The organism is Lentibacter sp., from assembly GCF_965658795.1.
Taxonomy (GTDB): Bacteria; Pseudomonadota; Alphaproteobacteria; order Rhodobacterales; family Rhodobacteraceae; genus Lentibacter.
Genome location: NZ_CBFHTG010000027.1, coordinates 1 through 25318 on the forward strand (window position 1 = coordinate 1; position 25318 = coordinate 25318).

Consider the following 25318-nt stretch of genomic DNA (forward strand, 5'->3'; position numbering starts at 1 on the left):
TCGCTGCGGGCTTCAAAGAGACGTGTCTGACCAGCCATCAAGTCAGCGACCTCTTTCATCTTTGGAGCCAGTTCGAGAAGCTCACTGTCAAAGAGTAAGCTCGAGCTGGCATCACGTTCTGCTTGAAGCCGCGCACGTCGCGCCATGACCTCATGCAGCTGACCTTCGATGATATTGAGCTCTGATGTGAGTGAGGCTTGATCAAGCGTTATGAGGACTTGCCCCACAGTCACACGATCTCCTTCGCGGACCTCGATTGTTGAGACAACGCCGCCGTCTGGATGTTGCACAATCTGGCGATTTTGCTCCACCTCAACACGGCCAGAGGCTACGACCGCCCCGGCGAGCGAGCTGAAGGTCGACCAGCTGCCAAATCCACCAATGAGCAGGGTCAGAGCAAAGACACCCACAAAAACGGGCATGCGGGCAGACCACACACGTGTTAACTCTGCCTGTGTGAGGGTGTCTTTTTTGACTTGGACCTCTGAGGGCTGGATGGATGCATTGTCTCTGTGCCCCGTACTCATTCTGTGTCTCCTGACGACTTAGGCTTTTTGACAATCTCAGAATGGTTTTGAACCATGCGGCGCAGGACGTCCTCTTTTGGTCCGTAGGCTACGACGCGCCCGTCTTCCAGCATCAGCAACATGTCACATTTTTCAATTGCTGCGGGGCGATGTGCCATGATGAGAACGGATTTACCTTCTCGGCAGAATGTTTCGATCGCGCGGTTGAGAGCCTGACTTCCGTCATTGTCCAAATTGGAGTTGGGTTCATCAAGGATCAGCAATACTGGATCGCCGTACATGGCGCGCGCCAAACCAATGCGCTGGATTTGGCCGCCAGATAGCCGCCCGCCGTTGGCTGAAACTTTCGTGTCATAGCCCTCAGGCAATTCTACAATCATTGTATGTGCGTCGGCACGCTTTGCAGCTTTTACAACGGCAGCAGCATCTGGCGCGGCTGAAAGCCGCGCAATATTATCTGCGATGCTACCATCAAAAAGCTCAACGCGTTGCGGGAGGTAGCCAATGAGTGTTCCCAGCACCTCTGGGTCATATTGGTCCAAGGATGCATTATCGAGGCGGACTTTGCCGCCAGCAGGGCGCCATGCGCCTGTCAATGCGCGAGCGAGTGAGGATTTTCCTGCGCCGGACTTGCCAATAACACCTACCGCGTGCCCGGGTGTGACTGTGAAGTTGATCATTTTTAACGAAGCATGCGCTTCGCCGGGCGGTACAACTGTCACTTGAGAGACGTCGAGATGCGCTGTTGGACGTGGTAGCGGCATGCGTTCCGCCTCTGGCGGGACTTCGGACAACAGCTGCACCAGTGTCTGCCAGCCCTTGTGAGCTCTGGCGAAAAGGGGCCATTGGCCTATGCTCATTTCGATGGGGGCAAGTGCCCTTCCCATCAAGATGGAGCCGGCAATCATCGCGCCTGCTGTCAACTCGGCTTGCAAAACGAGATAGGCCCCAAGGCCAAGCATTGCTGATTGAAGCAGCAAACGAAAAGCTTTTCCTGCTGTGGAAAACGTGCCGCCAAGGTCTGCGGCGCTCATGTGCTCTTTTAGCGAAGAGGCCCGCGCTTTTTGCCAACGCCGAAAGGCTGCCTCGCGCATGCCCATGGCCTGTATCATTTCAGCTTCTGAACGGAGTTGTTCAGAGAGGATCTCTGCCTTGGAGGCGGCACGATTCGCTCTCGAAAGTGGACGGCGCGTTGCCAGCGTATTGGATAGCGTGATCGCAACGAGAATGGTGCCACCAATCAGAGCAAGCACACCAAGCCAAGGGTGAAAGAGAAATATGCCAAAGATGAAAATCGGCGTGAAAGGGAGGTCAAACAAAGCCATCAGCGCTGGAGAGGTTAGAAGCCTCTGCACCGCCTCTAAGTCTCGAAGTGCAAGAGCAGTTTCGTCGCGGACGCCCAAAGCGTTTTTTCTGATAACTGCGTCAAAGACACGCTTGTCCAATCGTGACTGAAAGCGGGCACCAACCCGCGCCATGATGCGTCCTCGCGCATAGTCGAGTAGCCCCATCATGGTGTACAGGAATACGACAAGAGCCGTGAGCGCCACAAGAGTCGCCTCCGAGCGTGAGCCCAAGACGCGGTCATAGACCTGTAGCATGTAGAGCGGCCCTGTGAGCATCAGTACGTTTACAAATGCGCTGAAAACCCCTGCGGCCCAAAACAGTGTGCGTGATTCACGCCGCGCTGTACGTAGCTCTTCGAGCCCGGAGTGTGTTTTTGGGGTTTTCATTATGCTTTGTGACCCTACTAACAAAGAAATATTTAAATCCGAGCAACTTATCGCGTATTCAGCTTAATGCTATGTTTCCAAACTGCCACATATCCGCAATAACCCTGATAGAACCTTGGGCTTTATCCCGCAATGACATAGACGGTTTGTAAAGTTTTTGGGAGGACGCTGTGCAAAAAAGCATATTTAAATCACTTGTTGCTGTGCTTGCGTTGGGGCTGGTTTCGGGCTGCACCCACCCGGGAGCCGAGCATTCTCCTGATGTTCCATTTGATCCGCATGAGCAAGTAAACCGCAAAAGCCACGCGTTTAACCGTGCTGTTGATCGTGCTGTCTTGCGCCCCGCTGGCAAAGGCTATGTGGCGATTATTCCGCAGCCCGTTCAAAAAGGGGTGAGTAACTTCTCCTCAAATCTCTCGCTGCCTGGCACAATTGTAAACAATCTTTTGCAGGGCCGCTTGGGCGAAGTGGCGCAAAACACGTTGCGCTTCGGGCTCAACACCACCGTTGGTATCGGTGGGCTGTTTGATGCCTCCAGCGAGTTCAAGCTGTATGAGGCAAAGGCTGATTTTGGTGAGACCTTGGCTGTTTGGGGCGTGCGAGAAGGCGCCTATGTTGAGCTGCCCTTACTCGGGCCCTCCACAGAGCGGGATGCGGCCGGGAAAGTCGTCGACCTGTTTACCAACCCTCTGAGCTACATGGTACAGAGCCCCGAGAGTTATTATGGCACTGCGGCATCTGTTGGCGCACGTCTGGGAGATCGCGGGACGTTTGGGGATACGATCGACTCTATTCTTTACGAAAGTGCCGATAGCTATGCCCAGCTGCGTACTATATATTTGCAAAACCGTCGGTTCGAACTTGGCGAGGCCGCGCCTGAAGTTCAAGCTGATCCATTCGAGCTCAATACAGAAGGGTTCTGAGCAATGAGAATTTTTACACGCCGTCACGCCTTTCAATCCTTCGGGGCTATGGCTCTGGCTTTTGGTCTTGCTCCATCGGCTTCCTTTGCTTTGAGCGAGGGTGAGGCAAAAGCTCTCGTCGACAAGCTTGTTGGTGAGATCAACAAAGTAATTGGGTCCGGGAAGTCTGAAACAGCGATGTATCGAGACTTTGAGCGCATTTTTAGCCGCTATTCCGACACCTCTTACATGGCTGCCTATACGCTCGGAAATGACGGTCGCCGCGCAACGAATGCCCAGAAGAAAGCCTATTCAAACGCGTTCGAGACCTATGTCGCCAGAAAGTACGGTGGCAGGTTTCGCGAGTTTATAGGCGGGCGTCTTGAGGTGACGGGCGTTAAGGCCGTGAAAAAGTGGTTTGAGGTTAGTGCGGTTGCCTATCTGAAGGGGCAAGCTCCTTTTGAAGTCACTTTCCTCGTCTCTGACCGCTCGGGTGTCCACAAATTTTTCAACCTCTATATTGAGGGCATCAATATGTTGCTCACCGAGCGCACAGAGATTGGCTCAATGCTAGACAAGCGACGCGGCGATATTGATGCTCTTATTTCGGACATTAAGACCGCGGGATAGTTTCTTTTACCTTTGGTGTGTTTTGTGAGGGTTTTATGCGCAGCTTATTGAAGACCATTTTGGCAGTGGCTTTGTTTGCCTTTCCGTCTGTGGGCTTTGCAAAATGTGGCGGCGCTTTTTCCGACTTTGTCAAAGAGATGCAAGGCGAAGCCCGCTCCAAAGGCTACGATACGGCTTTGGTCGATCGTTTTTTTGCCAATGTGCGCAGCGATAGCAAAGTTCTGCGAGCGGATCGCTCGCAAGGCGTTTTTCAACTTGATTTCACAAGCTTCTCACGCCGTCTTATTTCAAATGACCGGCTCAATAAGGCCCGCAGCAATAGCCAGAAATACAACCGTATTTTCGATCGTATGGAGCGTGAGTATGGTGTGAGCCGTGGTGTGCTACTGGCCTTCTGGGCTTTTGAGACAGACTTTGGCTCCTATCAGGGTGACTTCAATACACTCAACGCGCTTATGACGCTGAGCCATGACTGCCGCCGTCCTGAGCTGTTCCGCCCGCAAGTGTTTGCGGCTCTTGAGCTTTACAAGCATGGCGATTTTAGCCCAACCAAGACCACAGGGGCTTGGGCTGGTGAAATTGGCATGGTTCAAATGCTACCACAGGATATTATCGACAATGGTGTCGATGGTGATGGTGACGGTCATGTTCTTCTCAAGACATCCGCAGCTGATGCGCTTTTGAGTGGTGCGAAGATGTTGCAGCATCTGGGGTGGCGTGCTGGCGAGCCTTGGTTGCAGGAAGTTGTTGTGCCTGAGACACTTGATTGGTCAAAGTCCGGTTTGCGCACACAGCTTAAAGCTTCGGACTGGGCCAAAATGGGTGTCGCACCCCGCGCTGGTAAGCTGGCTGGAAACCTGCCTGCTTCGCTCATTCTTCCGCAGGGGCGCAAGGGACCGGCCTTTTTGGCTTATCCCAACTTTCGCGTCTACTTTGAGTGGAACCAGAGTTTCACATATGTGCTGACGGCGGCGTATTTTGCCAACCGTATCGAAGGCGCACCTAGCTTCTTGGCTGGAACGCCCGAGCGCGGGCTGGCTGGTGGCGATTTGAAAATCTTGCAGGATAAGCTCACGCGCAAGGGCTATGATGTGGGAAAGATTGACGGAATTTTGGGCGCAGGCACGCGCGCAGCGGTACAGGACGTACAGCAAAAGTTGGGCCTGCCGGCCGACGCGTGGCCCACGCGCCAGCTTCTCAACCGTCTGTAACTTGTGGTGGGAACGCCAGCTTTAAGGGCTGCTAGGATTGCTTGGACGCTTGCGCTTGCCTGAGAATATGACATGGCGCGCGTGTCACGCTTGGCCTTGGTGCTCTTCAGGCGGTTATTCCAAAGAACGGTTTGTGGATCTCTTAGGGGTGAGTGGGCTTGCACGCCGTTGCAAAAAGCCGATTCCAGTGGCCTGCGAATAGGGCTAGTCTACCGTCATGGAATGGCGTGACACGGGAATATTGCTGGCTGCACGGCCGCATGGCGAGAGTAGCGCCATTTTGGATGTGCTCACGCCTGAGCGCGGGTTGCACGCCGGTGTTGTGCGTGGCGGTGCAAGCCGAAAGATGGCCCCTGTATTGCAGCCCGGTGCGCAGCTTGATTTGGTCTGGCGCGCGCGGCTTGAGGATCATCTCGGGAGCTTTTCTGCGGAACTGATCCGCTCGCGTTCGGCTGTTGTGATGAGCTCACGGCTTGCCTTGGCGGGGCTTAATACGGTGACAGCCCTTTTGCGCTACGCGCTGCCTGAGCGTGAGGCCAACCTGCCGCTCTATCGGCGCACCGAGGGGCTACTTGATCTCTTGAGTCAGGAAGACCTGTGGCCGCTGGCCTATCTGAAGTGGGAATTGGCGTTTTTGGAGGAGCTCGGGTTTGGCATGGACTTACGCTCTTGTGCGGTGACGGGCGCAACAGAAGGGCTTGCCTATGTCTCTCCCAAAACAGGCCGCGCTGTTACGGCGGAGGGCGCGGGCGCATGGGCCAGTAAGCTTTTGCCTTTGCCGCCTGTCTTGCTTGGGCTTGGGGGCGCTGATGATGCCGATGTGTTGGACGGTCTCAAGCTGACAGGATTTTTCCTGGCGGAGCACCTTGCGCCTGAGCTTGGGTCAAAGCCGTTGCCTGATGCGCGCGGGCGTTTCTTAGCGGCTTTGCAGCGGCGGATCACTCGGCCTTAAACACCATTTCAGTGCCGCTTGCGTTGCTCAAAAGAAGAGTTGTGTCAGACAGTTTTGCACGTGTCATTGTTTGGAGAGCGCCAAGAAACAAAGCCTCTGCAGCAAGCTCTGGGCAGGCCATCTTTGTGGTGGTGATCCTGCCGAGTTTGAATACCGGGTATGACCCTTCGATTTGACCAAGGTATCGATTGCAAGGGGCTTGCCCTACAACCTTGCCTTCTGCCTCAATCAGCAGCGTGGCGCGGGCCGAGAAGCTAGCCCCATCGATTTCTGAGAGCTGCCATGTCTGCCTTGTCACGGCAGGGGCGTCTGGCGGTGTTTGCGGATAGCAGGCTTGCAAGGTTATTAATATTGGGCTCAGGGCGGCCATAGCGCAGCGTGAGAGCATATTTTGTCCTTTCACCTGAGCGCCAAAATGAGATCGACCAGCGTGCTCAAGGGGCCGCTTGCCGAGGTAGGAGTGCCGCCGGTTAGTATTTGCGCACCAAGGGCTGCAGCATAAAGTGCTTGGGCAATTTCGGGGTTTCCGACGCCACATTGTTTGAGCAGGAGGGTCAAATACGTCTGGCGTGCATCATCTACTTGCTGAACGGCGATTGTGACGTGCGGCGCTGAGTTTGCCCATGCGCGCATCGCGGGTTCGATCGTAAGGTCAGAGGCGATGAGCTGGATGAAATGATGCAGGGATGCCAGAGGCGTTTCCTGTTTTTTGATTTCAGCGATCATTCCCGAGAGGGCCTGCTCCTCCCACTGCGCTGTCATCCGTTCATGAAACGCCTGCACATCTTTGAAGTGCCAATAAAAAGAGCCTTTGGTTGTGCCAAGCGCGCGTGCCAGTGGCTCTGCTTTTAGCGCTTGCGGCCCTCCATTTAGCAGAGCGCGGAAGCCCGCTTCGACCCAGTCATCTTGGCGTAATCTGGTGTTTTTCATAGTTGAACCCTACGTTTGCCTCGGGCGTCTGGCAAGAAATATGGCGTGATCCTGTGTTGCATTTAGCCTCCACTGGCTCCCCGATCTGATGCATGTCCGCGTCAGCTTTTTTGCCACATGCAGAGTAACCCTCTGGATTTCAGGGTAGGCAGGCGGAATTCCGCGTGTTAATATCTTTAGATATAATAAAAATACAAAAGAGGCAGGCAGTATCGATGGAGACGGGCTTTAAAGGCACGTTTGTCATCTCTTGGCCGCAAACAAAAGTAGACGGGCTGGCGCAAGCGCCAGTGGCAGACCTGAGCGTTGGGGCGACGTGGTCTTGGCAAGGAGACGCGGTGCGCGTTGACGGGCCATCTGAACTTTTGCGGCTTGAGCAGACAAACGACGAGACAAACCTCAGACGGCGCGCGGCGCGGATGGTGCATAGGCTGGTTGGCGCAGCAGTGCATGAGACGCAGGTTTTGGACGCCAGCAGCGCTGATACATCCTTTCAAGACAACAGCTTTGTGGTGACCGATGGGGCCCGCAGCTATACTGTGACCCTGATTGAGTTGGGAGCGGGCGCACAGCCTTTGCTGATGTTTGTTGATCAGTTGCCGCCCAAGAACCATGATCTCTGGGTTGTGCATCAGAGCTTTGAGCCTGCGCGCCAGAGTGCTGAAGGGCCAGATGCAGGGGGCGTGATTTGCTTTACGCCCGGCACACGTATCAAGACGCCCGACGGCTTACGTGCGATCGAGAGCTTGCAGCAAGGTGACCTTGTGTTGACCAAAGATGATGGGGCACAGGAAATCCAGTGGGTTGGCCAGAGGCGGATGTCGGGTGCGCGTTTGTTCGCTATGCCACGGTTGCGCCCGATCCGCTTTCGCGCAGGAGCTTTGGGCATTGATTGTCCTGATGAAGAGCTCGTTGTTTCGCCAGAGCATCGTATGCTTGTGAAGGGGGCTGTGGCGCGTGCGCTCTTCAACACTGATGAGGTGTTGGTGCAGGCAAAAGACATGCTCAACGACCGCGATGTCGTGATCGACAGTCAGCTGAAAGAGGTGACCTATGTGCATCTCTTGCTGCCCAAACACCAAATCGTTTGGGCCAACGGGGTTGAGACAGAGAGCTTCCATCCGGCCAATACAGCGCTCTCAACGCTGAGTGATGACGACCGCGAAACGCTCTTGCAGATGCACCCTGACTTTGAGGTACAGCCAGAGCGCTATGGCGGATTTGCGCGGCGCAATCTCTCGGCCTCTGAGGCCGCGATCCTCAACCACGAGGCCGCTTGACCCCGGGCATCGCCCAAGCTGAGCGAGGCGCACAGGGTTTGCGCTTGACTCAAGGGCGCGGGCAGATATAAGCGCGGCTTCATTGGTGTTGGTGGCCCTCGCAAGAGCCAGCCTGTCAGGAGCAATCCAGAGGACAACGCCCTTCATAGTGGCCCAGCGTTGGGCTTCGTTTTTTAGAAGGAGATCAGCCGTGACAAAACGCACGTCTGCCAAGTACAAAATTGACCGCCGCATGGGTGAAAACATCTGGGGTCGCCCAAAGTCACCTGTAAACCGTCGTGAATATGGCCCCGGCCAGCACGGTCAACGCCGCAAGGGTAAACTGTCTGACTTCGGTCTGCAGCTGCGCGCCAAGCAGAAGCTGAAAGGTTACTACGGCGACCTGACAGAGAAGCAATTCCGCCGCATCTTTAAAGAAGCTGAGCGCGTAAAAGGCGATACAGGCGAGAACTTGATCGCACTGCTCGAGCGCCGTCTTGACGCGGTTGTATACCGTGCCAAGTTTGTTGCGACAGTTTTCGCGGCTCGCCAGTTCGTAAACCACGGCCACGTTCGCGTGAACGGCAAGAAGGTCAACATTCCTTCATACCGCGTAAAAGAAGGCGACGTGATTGAAGTGCGTGACCGTTCCAAGCAGATGGCCGCCCTTCTGGAAGCGACACAGCTCACAGAGCGCGATGTGCCTGACTACATCGATGCGGATCACTCCAAAATGACAGCGACATTCGTGCGCGCACCGGGCCTTGGCGATGTGCCATACCCAGTTGTTATGGAACCGAACCTCGTCATCGAATACTACGCACAAAACTAAGCACGCGTATTTCGCAAGAGCTTATGGAAGGGCTGTGGCGGGATACCGCTGCGGCCCTTTTTCTATGCTGGCGAGCCTTTGCGCCAGATTGTATGACCCTTGGGAGAACAGGGAGACAGAGATGAGCCTTACGCCGCAAACTGGCATTATGAACATTGCGCTTTATGAGGGCGGCAAGTCCTCGATTGAGGGGCATTCCGATGTTTTGAAGCTGTCATCCAACGAGAACCCGTTGGGGCCACCGCCTGCTGCGGTCGAGGCTATCACCAAGGCCGCGCGCGACGTGCACCGTTACCCCTCAACCGACCATGCCGAGCTGCGCGCAGCGATTGGTGAGGCCTACGGGCTTGAGCCTGAGCGTATCATTTGTGGTGTGGGCTCGGACGAGGTTTTGCAGTTTGTCTGCCAGGCCTTTGCGGGCGAGGGCGATGAAATCATCTACACCGAACACGGCTTTTCCATGTATCCGATCCTTGCGCATATGGCAGGGGCGACGCCGGTGCAGGTGGCCGAGCAAGAGCGTGTTGTGAGTGTTGATCACATCCTTGCGGCTGTGACTGCGGCGACCAAGATTGTGATGCTGGCCAACCCTGCCAACCCGACGGGTACGATGCTGCCCGAGGGCGAGCTTGAGCGGCTCGCAAGCGCCTTGCCCGAGCATGTTATTCTGGTGATTGATGGTGCTTATACCGAATATGCCGAGGGCTACACGGGCGGTGCCGAGCTGGCTGCGACGCGGCCTAACGTCTTGATGACGCGTACCTTTTCAAAGGTCTATGGTCTTGGCGGGCTGCGCATCGGCTGGGGCTACGGGCCGCGATCCATGATTGATGTGATGACGCGGATCAGACAGCCTTTTAACCTGTCTACAGTGCAGCTTGCCGCCGCGCAGGCCGCTGTGGAAGACGCAAGCTGGATCCCTGACTGCACAGCGCTGAACGCGACCCAGCGGGCGCGGCTGACGGGGGCTTTGCGCCAGTTGGGTGTGGCGTGTGATGAGAGCCATGCGAACTTTGTGCTGGCGCGCTTTGCGGATGAGGCCGAGGCGGTGGCTGTTGATCTGGCTTTGCAGGACGAGGGCATTCTGGTGCGCCGTGTGAAGGGCTATGGCTTTCCTGAAGGGCTGCGGATGACCGTGGGCAACGAGGCCCAAACCGGGCGTCTGATTGCTGCGCTGACAAAATGGCGGGAGGGGCAGGCATGAGCCAGACCTATGAAAAGGTTGCTTTGATCGGGCTGGGGCTGATTGCCTCTTCGATGTTTTGGGCGATGAAGCGCGGCGGCTTGGCGGGCGAGGTGCGTGGCTATGCACGCTCTAGCGAAACCCGCGATGTGGCGCGTGAGATTGGCTTGTGCGATGTGATTTGTGACAGTGCCGCCGAGGCTGTGAAAGATGCAGACCTCGTGGTGCTCTGCGTGCCTGTGGGCGCGATGGGTGCTGTGGCGCAAGAGATTGCGCCCTACCTCAAAGCCGGAGCAACGGTGAGCGATGTGGGCTCTGTCAAGAAAGCCGTCATCGACGCGGTTGGCCCTTACTTGCCTGAAAACATACACTTTATTCCTGCGCACCCATTGGCGGGTACGGAGCATTCCGGCCCGCGCTCGGGCTTTGCGACGCTGTTTGACAACCGCTACACGCTGCTTGTGCCCGCAGAGGGCACTGCGCCTGAGGCGGTGGCCAAGCTGCGCGCCCTCTGGGAGGGGATCGGCGCGAAGGTTGAGGAAATGGACGCGGAGCACCATGACCTTGTCTTGGGTGTGACCTCGCATGCGCCCCACCTGATCGCTTACACAATGGTGGGTGTGGCCGATGACCTGCGCCGCGTGACGGACAGCGAAGTTATCAAATATTCGGCGGCGGGCTTTCGCGATTTTACCCGCATTGCCGCCTCTGATCCGACCATGTGGCGCGATGTGTTTCTGAACAACAAAGAGGCCACGCTCGAAATTCTGGGCCGCTTCACCGAAGAGCTTTTTGCGCTGCAACGGGCGATCCGCACAGGCGATGGCGATATGCTTCACGCTTATTTTACACGCACACGGGCGATCCGCCGTGGCATTATCGAAGCCGGGCAGGACACAGATGCGCCAGACTTCGGAAGGGTTAAGAAAGAGTGAACAAGTTTAGTATCGTATTGGTTTCGTTTGGTTTTCTGGCGTCTTGCGGTTTTATCGGTGCACCGAAAGACAAAAATCAGCTCGGTCAGGGTGATTCGGGCTCTGGAATGGTCTGTGGTGATCCTGCGCTTTTGGGCGAGGTTGTGGGCGATGTCCCTGGTGAAATTAGCGGCTGTGGTGTTAAGGACGCGGTAAAGCTGCGGTCTGTCAGCGGTGTGACGCTCAGCCAAGGGGCTGTGATGGAATGCGGTACGGCTAAGGCCCTGAAAACATGGGTTGATACAGGTGTGAAGCCTGCTTTTGCCAAGCTCGGCGGCGGGATCTCGGAGCTGAGGGTGGCCGCACATTACGCCTGCCGCACGCGCAACCATAAGGTGGGCGCCAGAATCAGCGAACACGGCAAAGGCCGAGCCATTGATATTTCGGGGTTCACCACCAAAGATGGCAATGAATACAGTCTCTTGAGTGACTACACCAAGGGGCGCGCGGGCCAAGCGATCCGCCAGTCGCACAAGGCCGCCTGCGGCCCGTTTGGCACCACACTCGGGCCCGGCTCGGACGGCTACCACGAGAACCACTTGCACCTCGATATCGCCCGCTACCCCGGCGGGCCTTACTGCAAATAAAAAGGTTAATGCCGCTGATTCTGGGGGGGGTGATATGCGTGCACCCCCCGTGCACCATGCGTGCACCGCCAAAACGGGGTTTTGCAGGGTTAACGGAGCGCGCGGTGATCTGCGCGGGTTGCGGCGGGTTTCGCCTTGGCCTGCGGACCTATGGCGCTTTTGGCGGAGCGGCCCTTCGGGGAGGATATTTGCGGCCTTATGTATCAAACGCACCAAGCGATAGGAGTGCGAGGAATGATTGAGGTTGTGGCTTGCGTTTTAGCCAGCGGATACAGTTATTGGTTCTGTTAAGCTGATGTCCTTTTCAAACCACTTTGGGTCACTTCCGTCTATTGCACGGGGAGGGCCATCCCGTGCCTCGACAATGTGGCTTATAAAACTAGTTTGGCGGTCAACGTCAACTCCAGCGCTGTAATAACCCACAAAAAAGACTATTGCAGGAAAGAAGAACGGTAAATCTTTCCCCTCAATCTTTCCCCTCAATCTTTCCTTGAATGTCTTCGAAGCTAAGAAAGAGATTGTGATTTATGGACATTTCAACACCTGGGAAAATTGCGTTTCCAGCCTCGCGTTGTTCTTTTGTAAACACTCCTCTTTTTTCCATCCAACTGTTACGAAAATCGGACAATATAGTATGTTCGTTTCGACCGTCTCCGAAGCAAAGTACCTCAGCGTGAAAGAAGACAGACAATGCTGGCGAATGTCCGTGATTTTTTGCGGTAGCAATTACATTAAAGTAAACTCCTTTATCTCCAAAATGAGTTTCGCCTCGCTCCAACTTCAGAGAAGTTGGCGTAAGAGAAACCCAAGCTCTAACTTGGGCCTCACCAATTTCTCTGGTGTCTCTGGCCATGTCGTGAGTGGCAAGAAGAGTGCGCCAAACAAAAATTACCCCCAAGCCAGTAATCACAGCCATTACTACAGTGGCTATGAGCATCCAGAAAGCCCACAAGGCCATTTTCGTTTGAGCCTCAAGGTCATCCTGAGCGCGTTGATCTTCCTTAGTGGATCTTATTATTTCGGCTACGCATTCAGGAAGATTGGACGCCTGACCGTCGAGGCAGGAACGCTTTATATGATCGGCGGCATGTGCGGAATAGCGGCTGGTGTGGTAGGAGTTCTTGGCTTTGGTTTCGCCCAGCTTTTGTCCTGTTGCGAAAATCCCCCAAACTAGAGCGCATATCAGGACTAATCCAAATGCAATTACGATGATCCAATAGCGCTTAAACATTGCAACATAAACGCAGCTGAAAAACTTCCCACGGGAAAGCTTGTTGGCGACGTTCACCTCTTTCTCACTGATTCCAATAGCTGCTAGCTTTTCAACAAGTTCAACATAAGTCACTCCCCTCTCACTCATTATCAGCACTTTGGTAGTCATTGGTGCGTTTGATACATAAGGCCGGATATTTGGAGCAAAAAGAAAGAGCGCGGCCTAGTCGGCTGTGATCTCGCTCATGAGGCGGGTGAGAAAGCTTTGCATATAGGTGGTGCGCTCTTGGGCTATGGCGCGGCCTGTGGCGGTTTGCATGGTGTCGGCCAGTTTGAAGAGCTTGGTTTTGAAATGATCGAGCGCGAAGGCGCTGTCATCGGGGGCGCGGGCTTCGGCCTGAGGATCATCGCTGTTGTAAAGCGGGCGGTTGAGCGCGCCTGAGACCATGAGCATCCGCGCGAGGCCGATCGCGCCGAGCGCATCGAGGCGGTCGGCATCTTGCAGCACTTTGGCCTCGGGAGTTTGCGGCGCGATATTGGCCGAAAAGCTATGGGCTGTGATGGCGTGCTGCAAGGCGGGCAGCTTGGCGGCGGGCAGGCCGCAGTCGAGCGCGAGCGGCCCTGCGGCCTCGGCTGACAGGCGCGAGGCCGCCGCACGGTTTGGCGCATCTTTTGGAAGATTGACGAGGTCATGGAAGAGGGCGGCGGCGTGGAGCAGCTCCATATCCAGCGGGGTGGTCTCGCCTTTGGCGATGAGCTGGCAATTGGCCCAGACGCGGCGGATATGTGCCAGATCATGCGCGCTGTCTTGCACTTTGCCCCAATGGGCAAGGAGCGCGGCCTCGTAGGGGCAGCTCATCGGATGAAGAGGCGGGGGGCGGGCGCGATGGGCACGGGGCCAAGCTTGATAAAGCCACCCGCGAAGGTGAGCGGGATATCGAGCGTTTCGCCATTGCCTGAGAGGCTTGCCAGAAGCGAGAGGCCTTGGGCGACTTGTGCGCTCAGGCTTGGGGGCAATGTGCCTGCGGCTTCGGCCAGTGTGAGGATATCGCGCCAGTTGCGCGCCTTGATGGTGAGCGTGCCTGTGGGCGTGCCTGTGCGGTCAATTGTCACGTCGCCTGCAGCGGCGAGTTTGAGCTGGCCCCACTCGGCCTCGGCCAGATGCAGCTTGAGGCTGGTGGGCTGGGGGCGGCTGTCTTGCAGCGCGGTGATGTCCCAGGCTTTGGAGAAGCCCAGCGTGGCATCGGCGCGGAAGGCGGCGAGGGTATCGGGCAAGCTGTTTGTGATCTCGCGCGGCAGGGGCGGGGCGAGATCATCGGCATTGAAGGCGGCGCGGTAGCTGGCCTCGCCCTCGCGGGTGAGCGCGATTTGCAGCCCTGCGAGCTTGGTGCGGGTGCCGCCCTCAGGGGTGAGGGTGAGCGCGCCTGCGGAGAGATTGGCGCGGTTGAAGGCCAGAGCGGTGTTTGGCTCCATGACCATAGAGGCGCGCATGGCTTCGCTTTGCACCGAGAGCTTGCCTGTGGGGCTGGCAAGCGTCTGCCACTCGGGGAAGGCGGCTATGATGTGGTTGGGCTGATAGCTGAGCGCGAAGATTTGCAAAAACGGCGCTGACCACGCAAGGCCCGTGGCTGGATCGGCGAGCGCCGGATCTGTCAGGGTGGTGTCAAAGCGGTTGGGGAAGCCTGCGACGGCGAGGTCTGAATAGTCGGCTTGCCAGCCCTCGCTGCGGCGCGCTTCAAACCAGCTCGTGAAGCCTGATTTGACGCCTGACGCCCCGACGAACCAATAGCCCGACCAGAGGGCAGACAAAGAGAGGACGACGATCAGGAGTTTTTTCACGGGCGCACCTTTTCTGCGGGTTGGTGATGGTGTTTATGGGGGCAGAGGCGCGAAGGGACAAGTGGTATGACAATGTGGGTTTTTGGCTATGGCTCGTTGATCTGGAACCCCGGGTTTGAGGTGGAGGAGATGCGCATTGCCACGCTTGAGGGCTATGCGCGCAGCTTTTGTATGCGCTCGATCCACCACCGCGGCACCGACGAAAACCCGGGCCTTGTGCTGGCGCTGGACGAAGCTGCCGAGGCGCGCTGCCATGGGGTGGGCTTTTCTGTGCGCGAGGGGCAGGAGGCTGATGTCCTCGCTTATTTGCGCGAGCGCGAGCTTGTGTCTTCGGCCTATCTGGAAAAGCAGGTCGAGATCACGCTGGCAGACAAGCGCCGCGTTGAGGCGGTGACGTATGTGATTGATGCCGCGCATGTGCAATATTGTGGCGGCCTTGATCTGGAAGAGCAGGCGCGGATTATTGCGCGCGCGCATGGCGGGCGGGGCCCCAACAGCGAATATCTTTACAACACAGCCGCCCATTTGCACGAGCTGGGCATCTCTGACCCCGAGCTTGACCAGCTTGTGGGGCGGGTAAAGCTGCTCAGCTAGGCTGAATTTCTGTAATATTTGGTGCGTGGTGATCACGGAAAGCGCTTGAGGGTGGCCTCATGTGCATTTGTGCACGTTAAATTCTGATCACAAAACCCATCTCTTTTGGCTCATGACCCTGTGAAAACGCTGAAATATTTCAGTGCCCGTCTTTTTTAGGGGGTGTTAGGTGTTTGTTTTTAAACAGAAAAAAGCGGTTCAAAAAAGGCTAGGGCGCTGTGCTCACGTTTTTGTCGCGCGGGTGCACGGCGCGGTGAGCAGGGGTGTTTTGTAAAACGGCGCGGCAAAGAACAGATTGGTTGCATGCCGAACGGTTAAGGCGCCGGACGGAAACACAAACAACCGCGTCACTGACGCAGCACATATAAAGGATCGACGTTATGAAATTTGCACTCAACACACTCGCCGCTTTTGCCCTGACGGCCACAACAGCTTTTGCAGCGGGTGTCGAAGGCCCGGCCATTGCGGATGACGAGGCGGTCGCCAACCCGACCATTGGCGAAGTTATCACTGTGATCAGCCCGTCAAACACCAGCTCACGCTCAGGCAGCGAAGCGATTGATGGCGCCTTCCGGGCCAATCTCTTTGAAGGCGCAAGCGAGATCGACACCACACCGGGTGGCGCGCACTTCCGCTAAGCGCTGACGCAACCAGCCAAACTCTCAAATTCAAAGCGCAGATGCGCACCACTGAAAAGGATAGACCCATGAAACTCGTACTCAACACATTCGCCGCCCTTGCCCTGACTGCCACAACAGCCTTTGCGGCAAGCGCAGAAGGCCCCGCAATGGACCGCGAGCTTGCCTCGGTTTCGGGCACAAGCGGACAGGAAGTTATGATCAAGGCGTCGGGCTTTAGCAGCAAGCGCTCGGGCGATGAGAGCGTGAACGGCAAGATCACCGTGACCCGCTTTGAAGGCGCAAGCGAGATCGACACCACACCCGGTGGCGCACACTTCCGCTAAGCGCTGACGGATTTCTCCCTCTTCCCCCTGAGGGCGGTGTGCTGAAAATGCGCACCGCCTTTTGGCGTAAACGGGGCGCGCGGCATTTTCCTTGGCTTCAAGGGCGGGTTCTGCTTATTGTGTGGGAAATGAACTAAGCGTCAGGAGCTGTCACGATGGCGCATCCGGACCGTGAGGCCGAGCTGTATTTTTCACAACCCTTGAGGCAGATCAGTCTGATGCTGCTGGCTTTGGGGCTGGCAGGGTTTGTGACCATGCTGGCGCTGCCCAGCGTTTTGCCTGTCTTCGAGGCCAACCCCTATCTGAACGGGTTTATCGTTTTTGTTTTTGCCTTGGGCGTCTTGGCGACGTTTTGGCAGATCTATCAGATGATACGCTCTGTGCGGTGGATCGAGGCCTTTGCCGCCGATGTGGCCGAGCGCGAGGGGGTGACGCCGCCTTCGCTGCTCACGCCCTTGGCCACATTGCTCAGCACACGCGGGCGCGGGCGGCAGATCAGCTCTGGCTCGGCGCGCTCTATTCTGGATTCTGTGTCCCAGCGGATTGATGAAGAGCGCGAGATCACCCGCTATATTGTGAGCTTGCTGATTTTCCTCGGGCTTTTGGGCACGTTTTATGGCCTTGCCACCACGGTGCCTGCGCTTGTGGACACCATTCGCGGGCTTGCCCCCGCCGAAGGCGAGAGCGGGGTCGAGACCTTTGGCCGCCTGATGAGCGGGCTTGATAGCCAGCTTTCAGGCATGGGGGTTGCTTTTGCCTCGTCGCTTCTGGGGCTGGCGGGGTCGCTTGTTGTGGGCCTGCTTGAGCTGTTTGCAGGCCATGCGCAAAACCGCTTTTACCGCGAGCTGGAAGAGTGGCTCAGCTCGATCACCCGCCTTGGCTTTGCTTCGGGCGAGGGCGAGGACGGTGGGCAAACGGCTGTGCTGGACGGGGTGCTGGAGCATATGGGCAACCAGATGCAAGAGCTGCAACAGATGTTTGCCGACAGTGACACGCGCCGCGCGGTTGTGGATGCAAAGCTCGGCGGGCTGACCGACTCTATCGAGCGGCTGACCTACCGGCTGGGTGACCAGAACCCGACTGTGGCCGCGCTGACCCGTGTGGCCGAGGGGCAAGAGGCCCTGATCGAGGAGCTGCGCGCGCGTGGCGGCAGCAGCACGGAAGCCGGAATTGACGCGGAAAGCCGCATGCGGCTGCGCTCGATTGACGTGCAGATGCTGCGGGTGCTCGAAGAGATCAGCGCGGGGCGACAAGAGATGATGGCGGAGCTGCGCACGGATCTTACCGCGCTCACGAGCGTTTTGCGCGAGCAAAAGGGCGCTGGCCCCAGACGGGTGCGTATGGTGCAAAAGCCCGGTGAGCCGCCCGAGAGCGAGGGCTAGGCGATGGCGCTTTCCCGCCGCACAGGACAGCGCTTTCAGGCCGCGATCTGGCCCGGGTTTGTTGACGCAATGACGGGTCTTTTGCTGGTTCTGATGTTTGTGCTCACCATCTTTATGGTGGTGCAGTTCGTGCTGCGCGAGACGATCACGGGCCAAGAGACCGAGATGGACCAGCTCAACTCCGAAATTGCCAAGCTGGCGCAGGCTTTGGGCCTTGAACAGCGCCGTGCCACGGGGCTTGAGGCCCGGGTGGCCGAGCTTGGCACAACACTTGAGGCCGCACGCAGCCGTGCGGGCGAGCAGGCGGCGCTGATTGCCAGCTTGCGCGCGGATATGGCTGCGCAAGCTGCGGCCTTGAGCACGGCGGAAACACAGATCACCCGTTTTGAAGCGCAGGTTGCGAGCCTTTTGGCCGACCGCGACCGCGCGGCAAGCGAGGCAGAGGCCTTGCGGGCTGAAAGCGCGGATTTGGCCACGCAGAAGGCGGCTTTGGAGGCGGTGATTGCGGCGGCTGAAGCCGAGGCTGTTGCGAAAGATGCAGAGCTTGCGCGCGTGCAAACGCAGTTGAGCGAGGAAGAGGCGGCGCGGGCCATCGAGCTTGCGGCGGCAGAGGCTCTGCGTGCCAAGCTGGCGGAGGCTGATACCGAGCTGACGGCCATGACACTGGCGCTTGAGGCCGCGCGCAAGGATGCGGAAGAAACGCTCACCTTGCTTGCTGCCGCCGAAGCGGCCAAGCGCGACCTTGGGGCCGAGATCGCGGCTTTACAAAGCGAAGTGAGCGATGCGGATGCGCGCCGTGCGCTTTTGGCGCTGGCCAATGAAAAACTGGGTGCGGAAGAGGCCCGCTCGGCTGAAGCGTTGCGCGAGCAGGCTTTGCTCAACCAGCAAGTGGCGGCTCTGCGTGCCCAGCTGGGCAGCCTTCAGGCGATTATTGATGATTATAAAGAGCGCGATGCGGCGAGCGACATCCAGCTGACAAACCTTGGCCAGGACCTGAACGCCGCTCTGGCGCGCGCCGCCGCCGAGGAGCGCAAGCGCCGCGCGCTGGAAGAGGCCGAGCGGATGCGCCTTGAGGCCGAAAAGCAGAACCTTGAGCGCTATCGCTCAGAGTTTTTCGGGCGGCTGCGCGATGTGATTGGCGCACAGGACGGTGTGCGCATTGTGGGGGACAGATTTGTCTTTTCATCGGAGGTGCTGTTTGCGCAAGGTCAGGCCGACCTGAGCCCTGCGGGGCGTGGCGAGCTGGCCAAGATTGCCGAGATCCTGCGCAATGTGGCGGGTGAAATCCCTGACGAGCTTGACTGGGTGATCCGTGTGGACGGGCACACCGACAATGTGCCGCTGTCGGGGGCGGGCGAATTTGCTGACAACTGGGAGCTGTCGCAGGCGCGGGCGCTGTCTGTTGTGCGCTTTATGGTGCGTTCGCTGGGGATTGCGCCCGAACGGCTGAGCGCCAACGGGTTCGGGCAGTATCAACCCATTGCCACGGGCAACTCCGACGCGGCCCGCGCCCAGAACCGCCGCATTGAGCTGAAGCTGACAGAGAAGTGACGCAAAGGCGCTGCTTGCGCAGCACAGGTTTGTTTGCGTGGGGCTTTGCCCCAAACTTTGCGCGCTTCGAGGGGCTGGGCCCTCCAGACCGCAGGTAAAGCCGGGGGACCAGTCCCCCAGACCACAGGTGAAGCTGGGGGACCAGTCCCCCAGACCCCCTGGGATATTTCGGGCAAAAAGAAAGACTGGCTTGTTTTTGTCTGACAGGCGGGCCAGCTTGGCGGCGGATATTTGGGAGTGTTGTGATGCCAGCTTTGAAGCCGACTGCGTTTAAGGCCGTGATTAAGTGGATTGGTCGTGTGGACGACCGCGAGGCGGGGCTGCGCTCGGTGCCGCTTGAGCGGGCGATGCTGACCTTTGCGGGGCTTGAGGGCGAGGCGCATGGCGGCTTGACGCGTGCCTCCTGCAGCCGTGTGACATCGCAGTATGCGCGCGGCACCGAGATTGCCAATGTGCGCCAGCTGTCGGTGCTGTCTGCGGAGGAGATGGCAGTGAGTGCGGCCAAGATGGGGCTTGAGGCTTTGCAGCCCGAGCATATGGGCGCTTCACTTGTGATTGAGGGCATACCCGACTTCACCTATGTGCCGCCGTCCTCGCGGCTGCAGGCGCCTTCGGGGGCTGTGCTGGTTCTGGATATGGAAAACCGCCCGTGCATCCTCCCTGCCAAAGAGGTGGAAGCCGAGCATGAGGGCTATGGCAAGGCCTTTAAGGCAGCCGCCAAGGGGCGGCGCGGGGTGACCGCTTGGGTGGAGCATGGGGGAGAGATTGCTCTGGGGGATGAGCTTGTCTTGCATATTCCTGACCAGCCTGTCTGGCCGCATTTGGAGGCAGCGCGAAAGATGTGAGGGGCAGGTCGGGGAGACCGCTTGCGACACTCCGCCGCTCTGAGCTTGGGAAATGTCGGATTCTGCGCGCCGCTTTGGCACCCGGGCCGATAGAAGGGCAGTAGGTGAAGCCGGATGGGAAAAAGGAATCCGATATGAGCTATAAGTCCGACATTGAAATTGCCCGCGAGGCCAAGAAGCGCCCTATTCAGGAGATCGGGGAGAAGCTTGGCATTGCGAGCGAGCATCTGCTGCCCTACGGCCACGACAAAGCCAAAGTGAGCCAGAGCTTTATCAACTCTGTGCAAGGCAACAAAAACGGCAAGCTTATTCTTGTGACCGCGATCAACCCGACGCCAGCGGGCGAGGGCAAGACCACAACGACTGTGGGCCTTGGCGATGGTTTGAACGCGATTGGCAAGAAAGCCATGGTCTGTATTCGTGAGGCCAGCTTGGGGCCGAACTTTGGCATGAAAGGCGGGGCTGCGGGAGGCGGCTATGCGCAAGTGGTGCCCATGGAAGACATGAACCTGCACTTTACGGGCGATTTCCATGCGATCACTTCGGCGCACTCGCTTTTGAGCGCGATGCTGGACAACCACATCTATTGGGGCAATGCCGCCGACATCGACACCCGCCGCGTCACGTGGCGCCGTGTGGTGGACATGAACGACCGCAGCTTGCGCCAGATCACATCGAGCCTTGGCGGTGTCTCCAACGGGTTTGCGCGTGAAGACGGGTTTGACATCACGGTGGCGTCTGAAGTCATGGCGATCTTGTGTTTGTCAAAAGATCTCAAAGACCTTGAAGAGCGGCTTGGCAGCATGATTGTGGCCTATCGCCGCGACCGCTCGCCTGTGTATTGCCGTGACATCAAGGCCGAAGGCGCGATGACGGTGCTGCTCAAGGATGCGATGCAGCCCAACCTTGTGCAGACGCTCGAAAACAACCCCGCCTTTGTACACGGTGGCCCGTTTGCCAACATCGCCCATGGCTGTAACTCGGTGATTGCAACGCAGACGGCGCTGAAGCTGACCGACTATGTTGTGACCGAGGCCGGCTTTGGCGCGGATTTGGGCGCTGAGAAATTCATGAACATCAAGTGCCGCAAGGCCGGGCTTGCGCCTGACTGTGTGGTGCTTGTGGCGACGGTGCGCGCGATGAAGATGAACGGAGGCGTGGCCAAGGCTGACTTGGGGGGCGAGAATGTAGCGGCTGTGAACAAAGGCTGTGACAACCTTGGCCGCCACATTGGCAACCTCAAATCTTTCGGGGTGCCTGTTGTGGTTGCGATCAACCATTTTGTCACCGACACCGAGGCCGAAGTGCAGGCTGTGAAAGACTATGTGAAGAGCCAGGGCTCGGAAGCGATTGTCAGCCAGCACTGGGAGTTTGGCTCAAAGGGCAGCGCCGAGCTGGCCAAACGCGTGGCCGAGATTGCCGACAGCGGCGTGAGCCAGTTTGCGCCTCTCTACAAGGACGATCTGCCGCTGTTTGAAAAAATCGAGCGTATTGCCAAGGGCATCTACCGTGCGGATGAGGTGATTGCGGATAAGAAAGTCCGTGACCAGCTCAAGCTTTGGGAAGAGCAGGGCTATGGCCATTTGCCTGTTTGTATGGCGAAGACGCAATACAGCTTCTCGACCGATCCTTCCTTGCGCGGTGCGCCCACGGGGCACTCTGTGCCTGTGCGCGAAGTGCGCTTGAGTGCGGGGGCCGGATTTGTTGTCGTGGTTTGCGGTGAGATTATGACAATGCCGGGCTTGCCAAGAGTGCCCGCAGCGGAGAGTATCCGTTTGAACGACGCAGGCGAGATTGAAGGCTTGTTCTAAGCTTGACGGGGCGGATCACAGGGGGCATCGAGCCCCTTGTGATCCGGTCGCCGCTTTGCGGCTCCTGCCTCCGGCGGGGATATTTAAGGCAAACAGAAAGAGGGCAGCATGAGCGCGACGATTATTGACGGGAAGGCCTTTGCAGCGACGGTGCGTGAGAAGGTTGCGGGGCATGTGAGCCGCCTCAAGGAAGAGCACGGGATCACACCGGGCCTTGCTGTTGTTCTGGTGGGGGAAGATCCTGCGAGCCAGGTTTATGTGCGCTCCAAGGGCAAGATGACGGTTGAAGTCGGTATGAACTCTGTCGAGCACAAGCTTGATGTGGACACAGCCGAGGCCGACCTTTTGGCGCTGATTGATGCGCTGAATAACGACCCCGCGATTCACGGTATTCTGGTGCAGCTGCCCTTGCCCAAGCATCTCAACGAAGATCTGGTGATCAACTCGATTGACCCTGCCAAGGATGTGGACGGGTTTCACATTTCGAATGTTGGTCTGCTTGGCACGGGGCAGAAGAGCATGGTGCCTTGCACGCCCTTGGGCTGCCTTATGATGCTGCGTGACCACCATGGTAGCTTGTCGGGGCTGGATGCTGTTGTGATCGGGCGCTCAAATATTGTGGGCAAGCCTATGGCGCAGCTTCTTTTGGGCGATAGCTGTACTGTGACCATTGCGCATTCGCGCACCAAGGATTTGCCCGATGTCGTGCGCCGTGCCGATATTGTTGTGGCGGCTGTCGGGCGGCCCGAGATGGTGCCGGGGGACTGGATCAAAGAGGGGGCAACCGTGATCGATGTGGGCATCAATCGCATTGAGCGGGATGGCAAGACGAAGCTTGTCGGCGATGTGGACTTTGAGAGCTGCGCGGCTGTGGCCGGGGCGATCACGCCTGTGCCCGGTGGCGTAGGCCCGATGACGATTGCCTGCCTGCTGGCCAATACAGTCACGGCGTGCTGCCGTGCCAACGGGCTGGCAGAGCCTGAAGGGCTGACAGCTTAAGGTCTTGACCTTAAAAGATTTGGGGCGCGTTGAGCAGAGGCTTGGCGCGCCTTTTTCTATGTGCGTGGCATGGGCATGGCGCTGGGGGTTGGCCCTGTGAGGATGGCCAGAGCCTCGGGGCGCATGAGGGTGCTGAGCACTTCGGCATGGCTTTGCAGGCCGCCTGTGTAGGTGCCGAAGGCGGGCATGATGAGCCTGTCGCTGTCGAGCAAGAAGCACGGGCGCGTGACGCTGCGGCCCTTGACGGCGAGCGTGGCCTTTGGGTGGTAGTGGCCAGACACTTCGCCGGCGTTTGCCGCCTTGGCCTCATGGGCGAAGGTGAGGGGCGCAAGGGGCAGTGCGGCAAGATGTGCGCCGCCAAGGTCTACTGGCCCCGGGTCGTGGTTGCCCTCGATCCAGACCCAGCGACGGCCCGCTTGCATCCGTGAAATCCAGAGCTTGTCATCAAGGCTGAGCGCCTCGGCGGCGGCGGTGTCATCAAAGCTGTCGCCAAGACAGATGATTGTGGTGGCGCGGGTTGCTTCTATTTCGTCGTCCAGCCGCGTGAGCGTGTCGCGGGTCTCGTACGGGGGCATCTGGCCCATGCCGCGCCGCGCCATGCGCTCGGCCTTGCCAAGGTGCAGGTCTGACACGCAGAGCAGCGACTGCGCAGGCCAGTAGAGCGCGCCTGATCCACGTGCGACCAAATCAGCGCCAGCGAGAGTAAATGCATATCCATCCATGCGGTATGGGTGGCCCAGCGGCGCGGCTTTGGCAAGGGGAATAGAGCTCAGGACAGACCCGCTGTTGCCATGAGGCGGGCGGTTTCTTCGGCCAGAAGCCGCTCTTCGGCCAAGCCCTTCACGGGGACTTTGCCGACCTCAAGAAAGAGCGGCGCGGCGAAGGGCGAGACGCGCGCAAGGCGCTGTGTGATGATCTTGCCTTGAGTGGTTTCAAGGCGGGATTTGATGCGGGCGAAATCGACCAGACCTGTCATGGCTTGGGTGCGGGTGATCTGCATCAGGAGGTGATCAGGCTCGTATTTTTGCAAGGTGTCATAGAGAATGTCGGAGCTGAAGGTGGCCTGCCGCCCCGACTTGCGCGCGCCTGGGCTGTTGCGCTCGATGAGGCCTGCGATGGTGGCGACAGCGCGAAAGCTGCGCTTCATCACGGCGTTGCCCGCAAGCCATGTTTCCAGGCCTTCTTCCAGCGCCGTAAGATCAAAGAGCGGGGCCGCATCGGTGACGGGATCAAGCCCCCAGATAAGCGTGGCGTAGTCGGTGGCGACAAACCCGAGCGGGGCGAGGCCCAGCTCCTCCATGCGCTTGGTGAGCAGAAGGCCCAGCGTTTGTTGGGCGTTGCGGCCTGCAAAGCCGTAGACGCAGATGTGCTCGCGCCCGTCATGGGGGAAGCTCTCGATGAGCAGGCTTTGGGCTGTGGGCAGCTCGGAGGTGCTGGCTTGTAGCGCGATCCAGTCTTGGGTGTGGGCGGGCAGGGCCGAATGATCGCCGTGTAGCAGTGTGAGAATGCGCTGCGACAGTTGCAGCGAGGTGGAGAATTTGGAGCCATTGAAGGTCGCCACCTTGGGCTTTTTGCCCGCGTTTGGAGAGACTTCGACAGTCATTTCGCGCAGGCCTTCGTAGCGGACAATGCGCCCGCCGATCAGGAAGGTATCGCCCTTGGTGAGTGTGGCGGCGAAGGCTTCTTCAACCTCGCCCAACGGCGCGCCGCGTCCGCGCAGGCGCACCTTGAGCAGGTCGGCGTCTTGTATTGTGCCGATGTTCATGCGGATGCGCTGGGCGGCGCGCGGGTCACGCAGGTGCCAGAGGCCGTCAAGCTGCATGAGGCGTTGCCATTTGTCATAGGCGCGAAAGGCGTAGCCGCCCGTGGCAACAAAATCGAGGCAGGTCTCAAAGACATGGCGCGGCAGGTCAGAGTAGGCGCCTGCTGTGGTGACTTCTTCATAGAGGGCGCTGGCCTCAAACGGTCCGGCGCAGGCGCAGATGAGAATGTGCTGGCAGAGGACATCGAGCGGGCCTCGGGGCTGTGGCTCGCTGTCCAGATCGCCCTCAAGGGCGGCATCGATGGCTGCGCGACATTCGATCACCTCCCAGCGGTTGGCGGGCACGAGCATGGCCTTGGAGGGGGCATTGTAGCGGTGTTCGGAGCGGCCGATGCGCTGGACAAGGCGCTTCACGTTTTTGGGCGCGCCCACTTGGATGACAAGGTCGACTGCGCCCCAGTCAATCCCCAGATCAAGGCTGCCCGTGCAGACGACGGCGCGCAAAGACCCTGCGACCATGGCGGCCTCGACCTTTTCGCGCTGCTCGCGGGCGAGGGAGCCGTGGTGGATGCCGATGGGCAAGCTCTCCTCATTGGCGAGCCAGAGATTGTGAAAGAAGATCTCGGCCTGCGCGCGGGT

Annotated in this window: 25 protein-coding genes and 1 pseudogene; 17 read left to right on the forward strand and 9 right to left on the reverse strand. The window is 58.3% G+C overall.

Annotated features, from left to right (window positions below; translation table 11 throughout):
- A pseudogene (locus tag ACTG3X_RS13620) lies at positions 1-527 on the reverse strand (hypothetical protein); the annotation flags it as partial.
- The gene (locus ACTG3X_RS13625; RefSeq protein ID WP_439111826.1) at positions 524-2260 is read right to left on the reverse strand and encodes a type I secretion system permease/ATPase; all 1737 of its coding nucleotides are present in this window, start codon (positions 2258-2260) and stop codon (positions 524-526) included. The pseudogene ACTG3X_RS13620 and the gene ACTG3X_RS13625, both read right to left, overlap by 4 nt.
- A gap of 170 nt (positions 2261-2430) precedes the next feature.
- Here ACTG3X_RS13625 and ACTG3X_RS13630 point away from each other — a divergent pair, with 170 nt between their 5' ends.
- The 4 genes from ACTG3X_RS13630 to recO all read left to right on the forward strand — a co-directional run bounded on the left by ACTG3X_RS13630 (position 2431) and on the right by recO (position 5955).
- Positions 2431-3183 (forward strand): MlaA family lipoprotein, encoded by a 753-nt coding sequence (locus ACTG3X_RS13630; RefSeq protein WP_439111827.1) that lies wholly within the window; start codon positions 2431-2433, stop codon positions 3181-3183.
- Positions 3184-3186: 3 nt separating this feature from the next.
- On the forward strand, positions 3187-3792 hold the full coding sequence (locus ACTG3X_RS13635; protein ID WP_439111828.1) for an MlaC/ttg2D family ABC transporter substrate-binding protein: 606 nt from the start codon (positions 3187-3189) through the stop codon (positions 3790-3792).
- Positions 3793-3827: 35 nt separating this feature from the next.
- Entirely contained in the window at positions 3828-5003 is a 1176-nt protein-coding gene (locus tag ACTG3X_RS13640; protein ID WP_439111829.1) for a lytic murein transglycosylase, read from the forward strand.
- 217 nt (positions 5004-5220) lie between these two features.
- Positions 5221-5955: a DNA repair protein RecO gene (gene recO / locus ACTG3X_RS13645; protein ID WP_439111830.1), complete on the forward strand. Its 735-nt coding sequence runs from the start codon at positions 5221-5223 to the stop codon at positions 5953-5955.
- On the opposite strand, the gene ACTG3X_RS13650 is transcribed toward recO, so the two are convergent.
- A complete protein-coding gene (locus ACTG3X_RS13650) occupies positions 5942-6343 on the reverse strand; it encodes an META domain-containing protein (RefSeq protein WP_439111831.1) in 402 nt (133 codons plus the stop codon). The two genes, recO and ACTG3X_RS13650, sit on opposite strands and share 14 nt — an antisense overlap.
- Before the next feature lie 11 nt (positions 6344-6354).
- Positions 6355-6885: a TetR/AcrR family transcriptional regulator gene (locus tag ACTG3X_RS13655; protein WP_439111832.1), complete on the reverse strand. Its 531-nt coding sequence runs from the start codon at positions 6883-6885 to the stop codon at positions 6355-6357.
- Between the two features lie 215 nt (positions 6886-7100).
- Between ACTG3X_RS13655 and ACTG3X_RS13660 the strand changes: the two genes are divergently transcribed.
- The 5 genes from ACTG3X_RS13660 to ACTG3X_RS13680 all read left to right on the forward strand — a co-directional run bounded on the left by ACTG3X_RS13660 (position 7101) and on the right by ACTG3X_RS13680 (position 11720).
- Positions 7101-8165: a Hint domain-containing protein gene (locus ACTG3X_RS13660; RefSeq protein WP_439111833.1), complete on the forward strand. Its 1065-nt coding sequence runs from the start codon at positions 7101-7103 to the stop codon at positions 8163-8165.
- A gap of 190 nt (positions 8166-8355) precedes the next feature.
- Positions 8356-8976 carry a 30S ribosomal protein S4 gene (gene rpsD, locus ACTG3X_RS13665; protein WP_439111834.1) on the forward strand — a complete coding sequence of 207 codons (621 nt, stop codon included), beginning with the start codon at positions 8356-8358 and terminating at the stop codon, positions 8974-8976.
- Positions 8977-9097: 121 nt separating this feature from the next.
- Entirely contained in the window at positions 9098-10180 is a 1083-nt protein-coding gene (hisC, locus tag ACTG3X_RS13670) for a histidinol-phosphate transaminase (RefSeq protein ID WP_439111835.1), read from the forward strand.
- The gene (locus tag ACTG3X_RS13675; RefSeq protein ID WP_439111836.1) at positions 10177-11094 is read left to right on the forward strand and encodes a prephenate/arogenate dehydrogenase family protein; all 918 of its coding nucleotides are present in this window, start codon (positions 10177-10179) and stop codon (positions 11092-11094) included. The genes hisC and ACTG3X_RS13675 overlap by 4 nt, the downstream gene beginning before the upstream one ends.
- Positions 11091-11720, forward strand: a complete 630-nt coding sequence (locus ACTG3X_RS13680) for an extensin-like domain-containing protein (protein ID WP_439111837.1) — start codon at positions 11091-11093, stop codon at positions 11718-11720. The genes ACTG3X_RS13675 and ACTG3X_RS13680 overlap by 4 nt, the downstream gene beginning before the upstream one ends.
- 466 nt (positions 11721-12186) lie before the next feature.
- Here the strand turns inward: ACTG3X_RS13680 and ACTG3X_RS13685 are convergent, their stop codons facing one another.
- The 3 genes from ACTG3X_RS13685 to ACTG3X_RS13695 all read right to left on the reverse strand — a co-directional run bounded on the left by ACTG3X_RS13685 (position 12187) and on the right by ACTG3X_RS13695 (position 14771).
- Entirely contained in the window at positions 12187-13065 is an 879-nt protein-coding gene (locus tag ACTG3X_RS13685) for a DUF6471 domain-containing protein (protein ID WP_439111838.1), read from the reverse strand.
- Positions 13066-13155: 90 nt separating this feature from the next.
- Positions 13156-13791, reverse strand: coding sequence for an HD domain-containing protein (locus tag ACTG3X_RS13690; protein ID WP_439111839.1), 636 nt, complete (start codon positions 13789-13791; stop codon positions 13156-13158).
- Positions 13788-14771, reverse strand: coding sequence for a DUF2125 domain-containing protein (locus tag ACTG3X_RS13695; protein WP_439111840.1), 984 nt, complete (start codon positions 14769-14771; stop codon positions 13788-13790). The genes ACTG3X_RS13690 and ACTG3X_RS13695 overlap by 4 nt, the downstream gene beginning before the upstream one ends.
- A gap of 66 nt (positions 14772-14837) precedes the next feature.
- Here ACTG3X_RS13695 and ACTG3X_RS13700 point away from each other — a divergent pair, with 66 nt between their 5' ends.
- From ACTG3X_RS13700 to folD, 8 genes are all read left to right on the forward strand, one after another.
- Positions 14838-15365: a gamma-glutamylcyclotransferase gene (locus ACTG3X_RS13700; RefSeq protein WP_439111841.1), complete on the forward strand. Its 528-nt coding sequence runs from the start codon at positions 14838-14840 to the stop codon at positions 15363-15365.
- Between the two features lie 380 nt (positions 15366-15745).
- Positions 15746-16003, forward strand: a complete 258-nt coding sequence (locus ACTG3X_RS13705) for a hypothetical protein (RefSeq protein ID WP_439111842.1) — start codon at positions 15746-15748, stop codon at positions 16001-16003.
- 68 nt (positions 16004-16071) lie between these two features.
- Positions 16072-16329, forward strand: a complete 258-nt coding sequence (locus ACTG3X_RS13710; RefSeq protein ID WP_439111843.1) for a hypothetical protein — start codon at positions 16072-16074, stop codon at positions 16327-16329.
- Positions 16330-16484: 155 nt separating this feature from the next.
- Positions 16485-17711 carry a biopolymer transporter ExbB gene (locus ACTG3X_RS13715; RefSeq protein ID WP_439111844.1) on the forward strand — a complete coding sequence of 409 codons (1227 nt, stop codon included), beginning with the start codon at positions 16485-16487 and terminating at the stop codon, positions 17709-17711.
- A 3-nt stretch (positions 17712-17714) separates the two neighbouring features.
- Positions 17715-19262: a peptidoglycan -binding protein gene (locus ACTG3X_RS13720; protein ID WP_439111845.1), complete on the forward strand. Its 1548-nt coding sequence runs from the start codon at positions 17715-17717 to the stop codon at positions 19260-19262.
- Positions 19263-19507: 245 nt separating this feature from the next.
- Entirely contained in the window at positions 19508-20107 is a 600-nt protein-coding gene (locus ACTG3X_RS13725) for an MOSC domain-containing protein (protein ID WP_439111846.1), read from the forward strand.
- 134 nt (positions 20108-20241) lie between these two features.
- On the forward strand, positions 20242-21918 hold the full coding sequence (locus ACTG3X_RS13730; protein ID WP_439111847.1) for a formate--tetrahydrofolate ligase: 1677 nt from the start codon (positions 20242-20244) through the stop codon (positions 21916-21918).
- Between the two features lie 108 nt (positions 21919-22026).
- Positions 22027-22917: a bifunctional methylenetetrahydrofolate dehydrogenase/methenyltetrahydrofolate cyclohydrolase FolD gene (gene folD / locus ACTG3X_RS13735; RefSeq protein ID WP_439111848.1), complete on the forward strand. Its 891-nt coding sequence runs from the start codon at positions 22027-22029 to the stop codon at positions 22915-22917.
- Between the two features lie 56 nt (positions 22918-22973).
- Here the strand turns inward: folD and pdeM are convergent, their stop codons facing one another.
- Positions 22974-23639 carry a ligase-associated DNA damage response endonuclease PdeM gene (gene pdeM, locus ACTG3X_RS13740; protein ID WP_439111849.1) on the reverse strand — a complete coding sequence of 222 codons (666 nt, stop codon included), beginning with the start codon at positions 23637-23639 and terminating at the stop codon, positions 22974-22976.
- Between the two features lie 47 nt (positions 23640-23686).
- Positions 23687-25318, reverse strand: a 1632-nt coding sequence (locus tag ACTG3X_RS13745; protein ID WP_439111850.1) for a helicase-related protein, incomplete at its 5' end; no start/stop codon positions are given.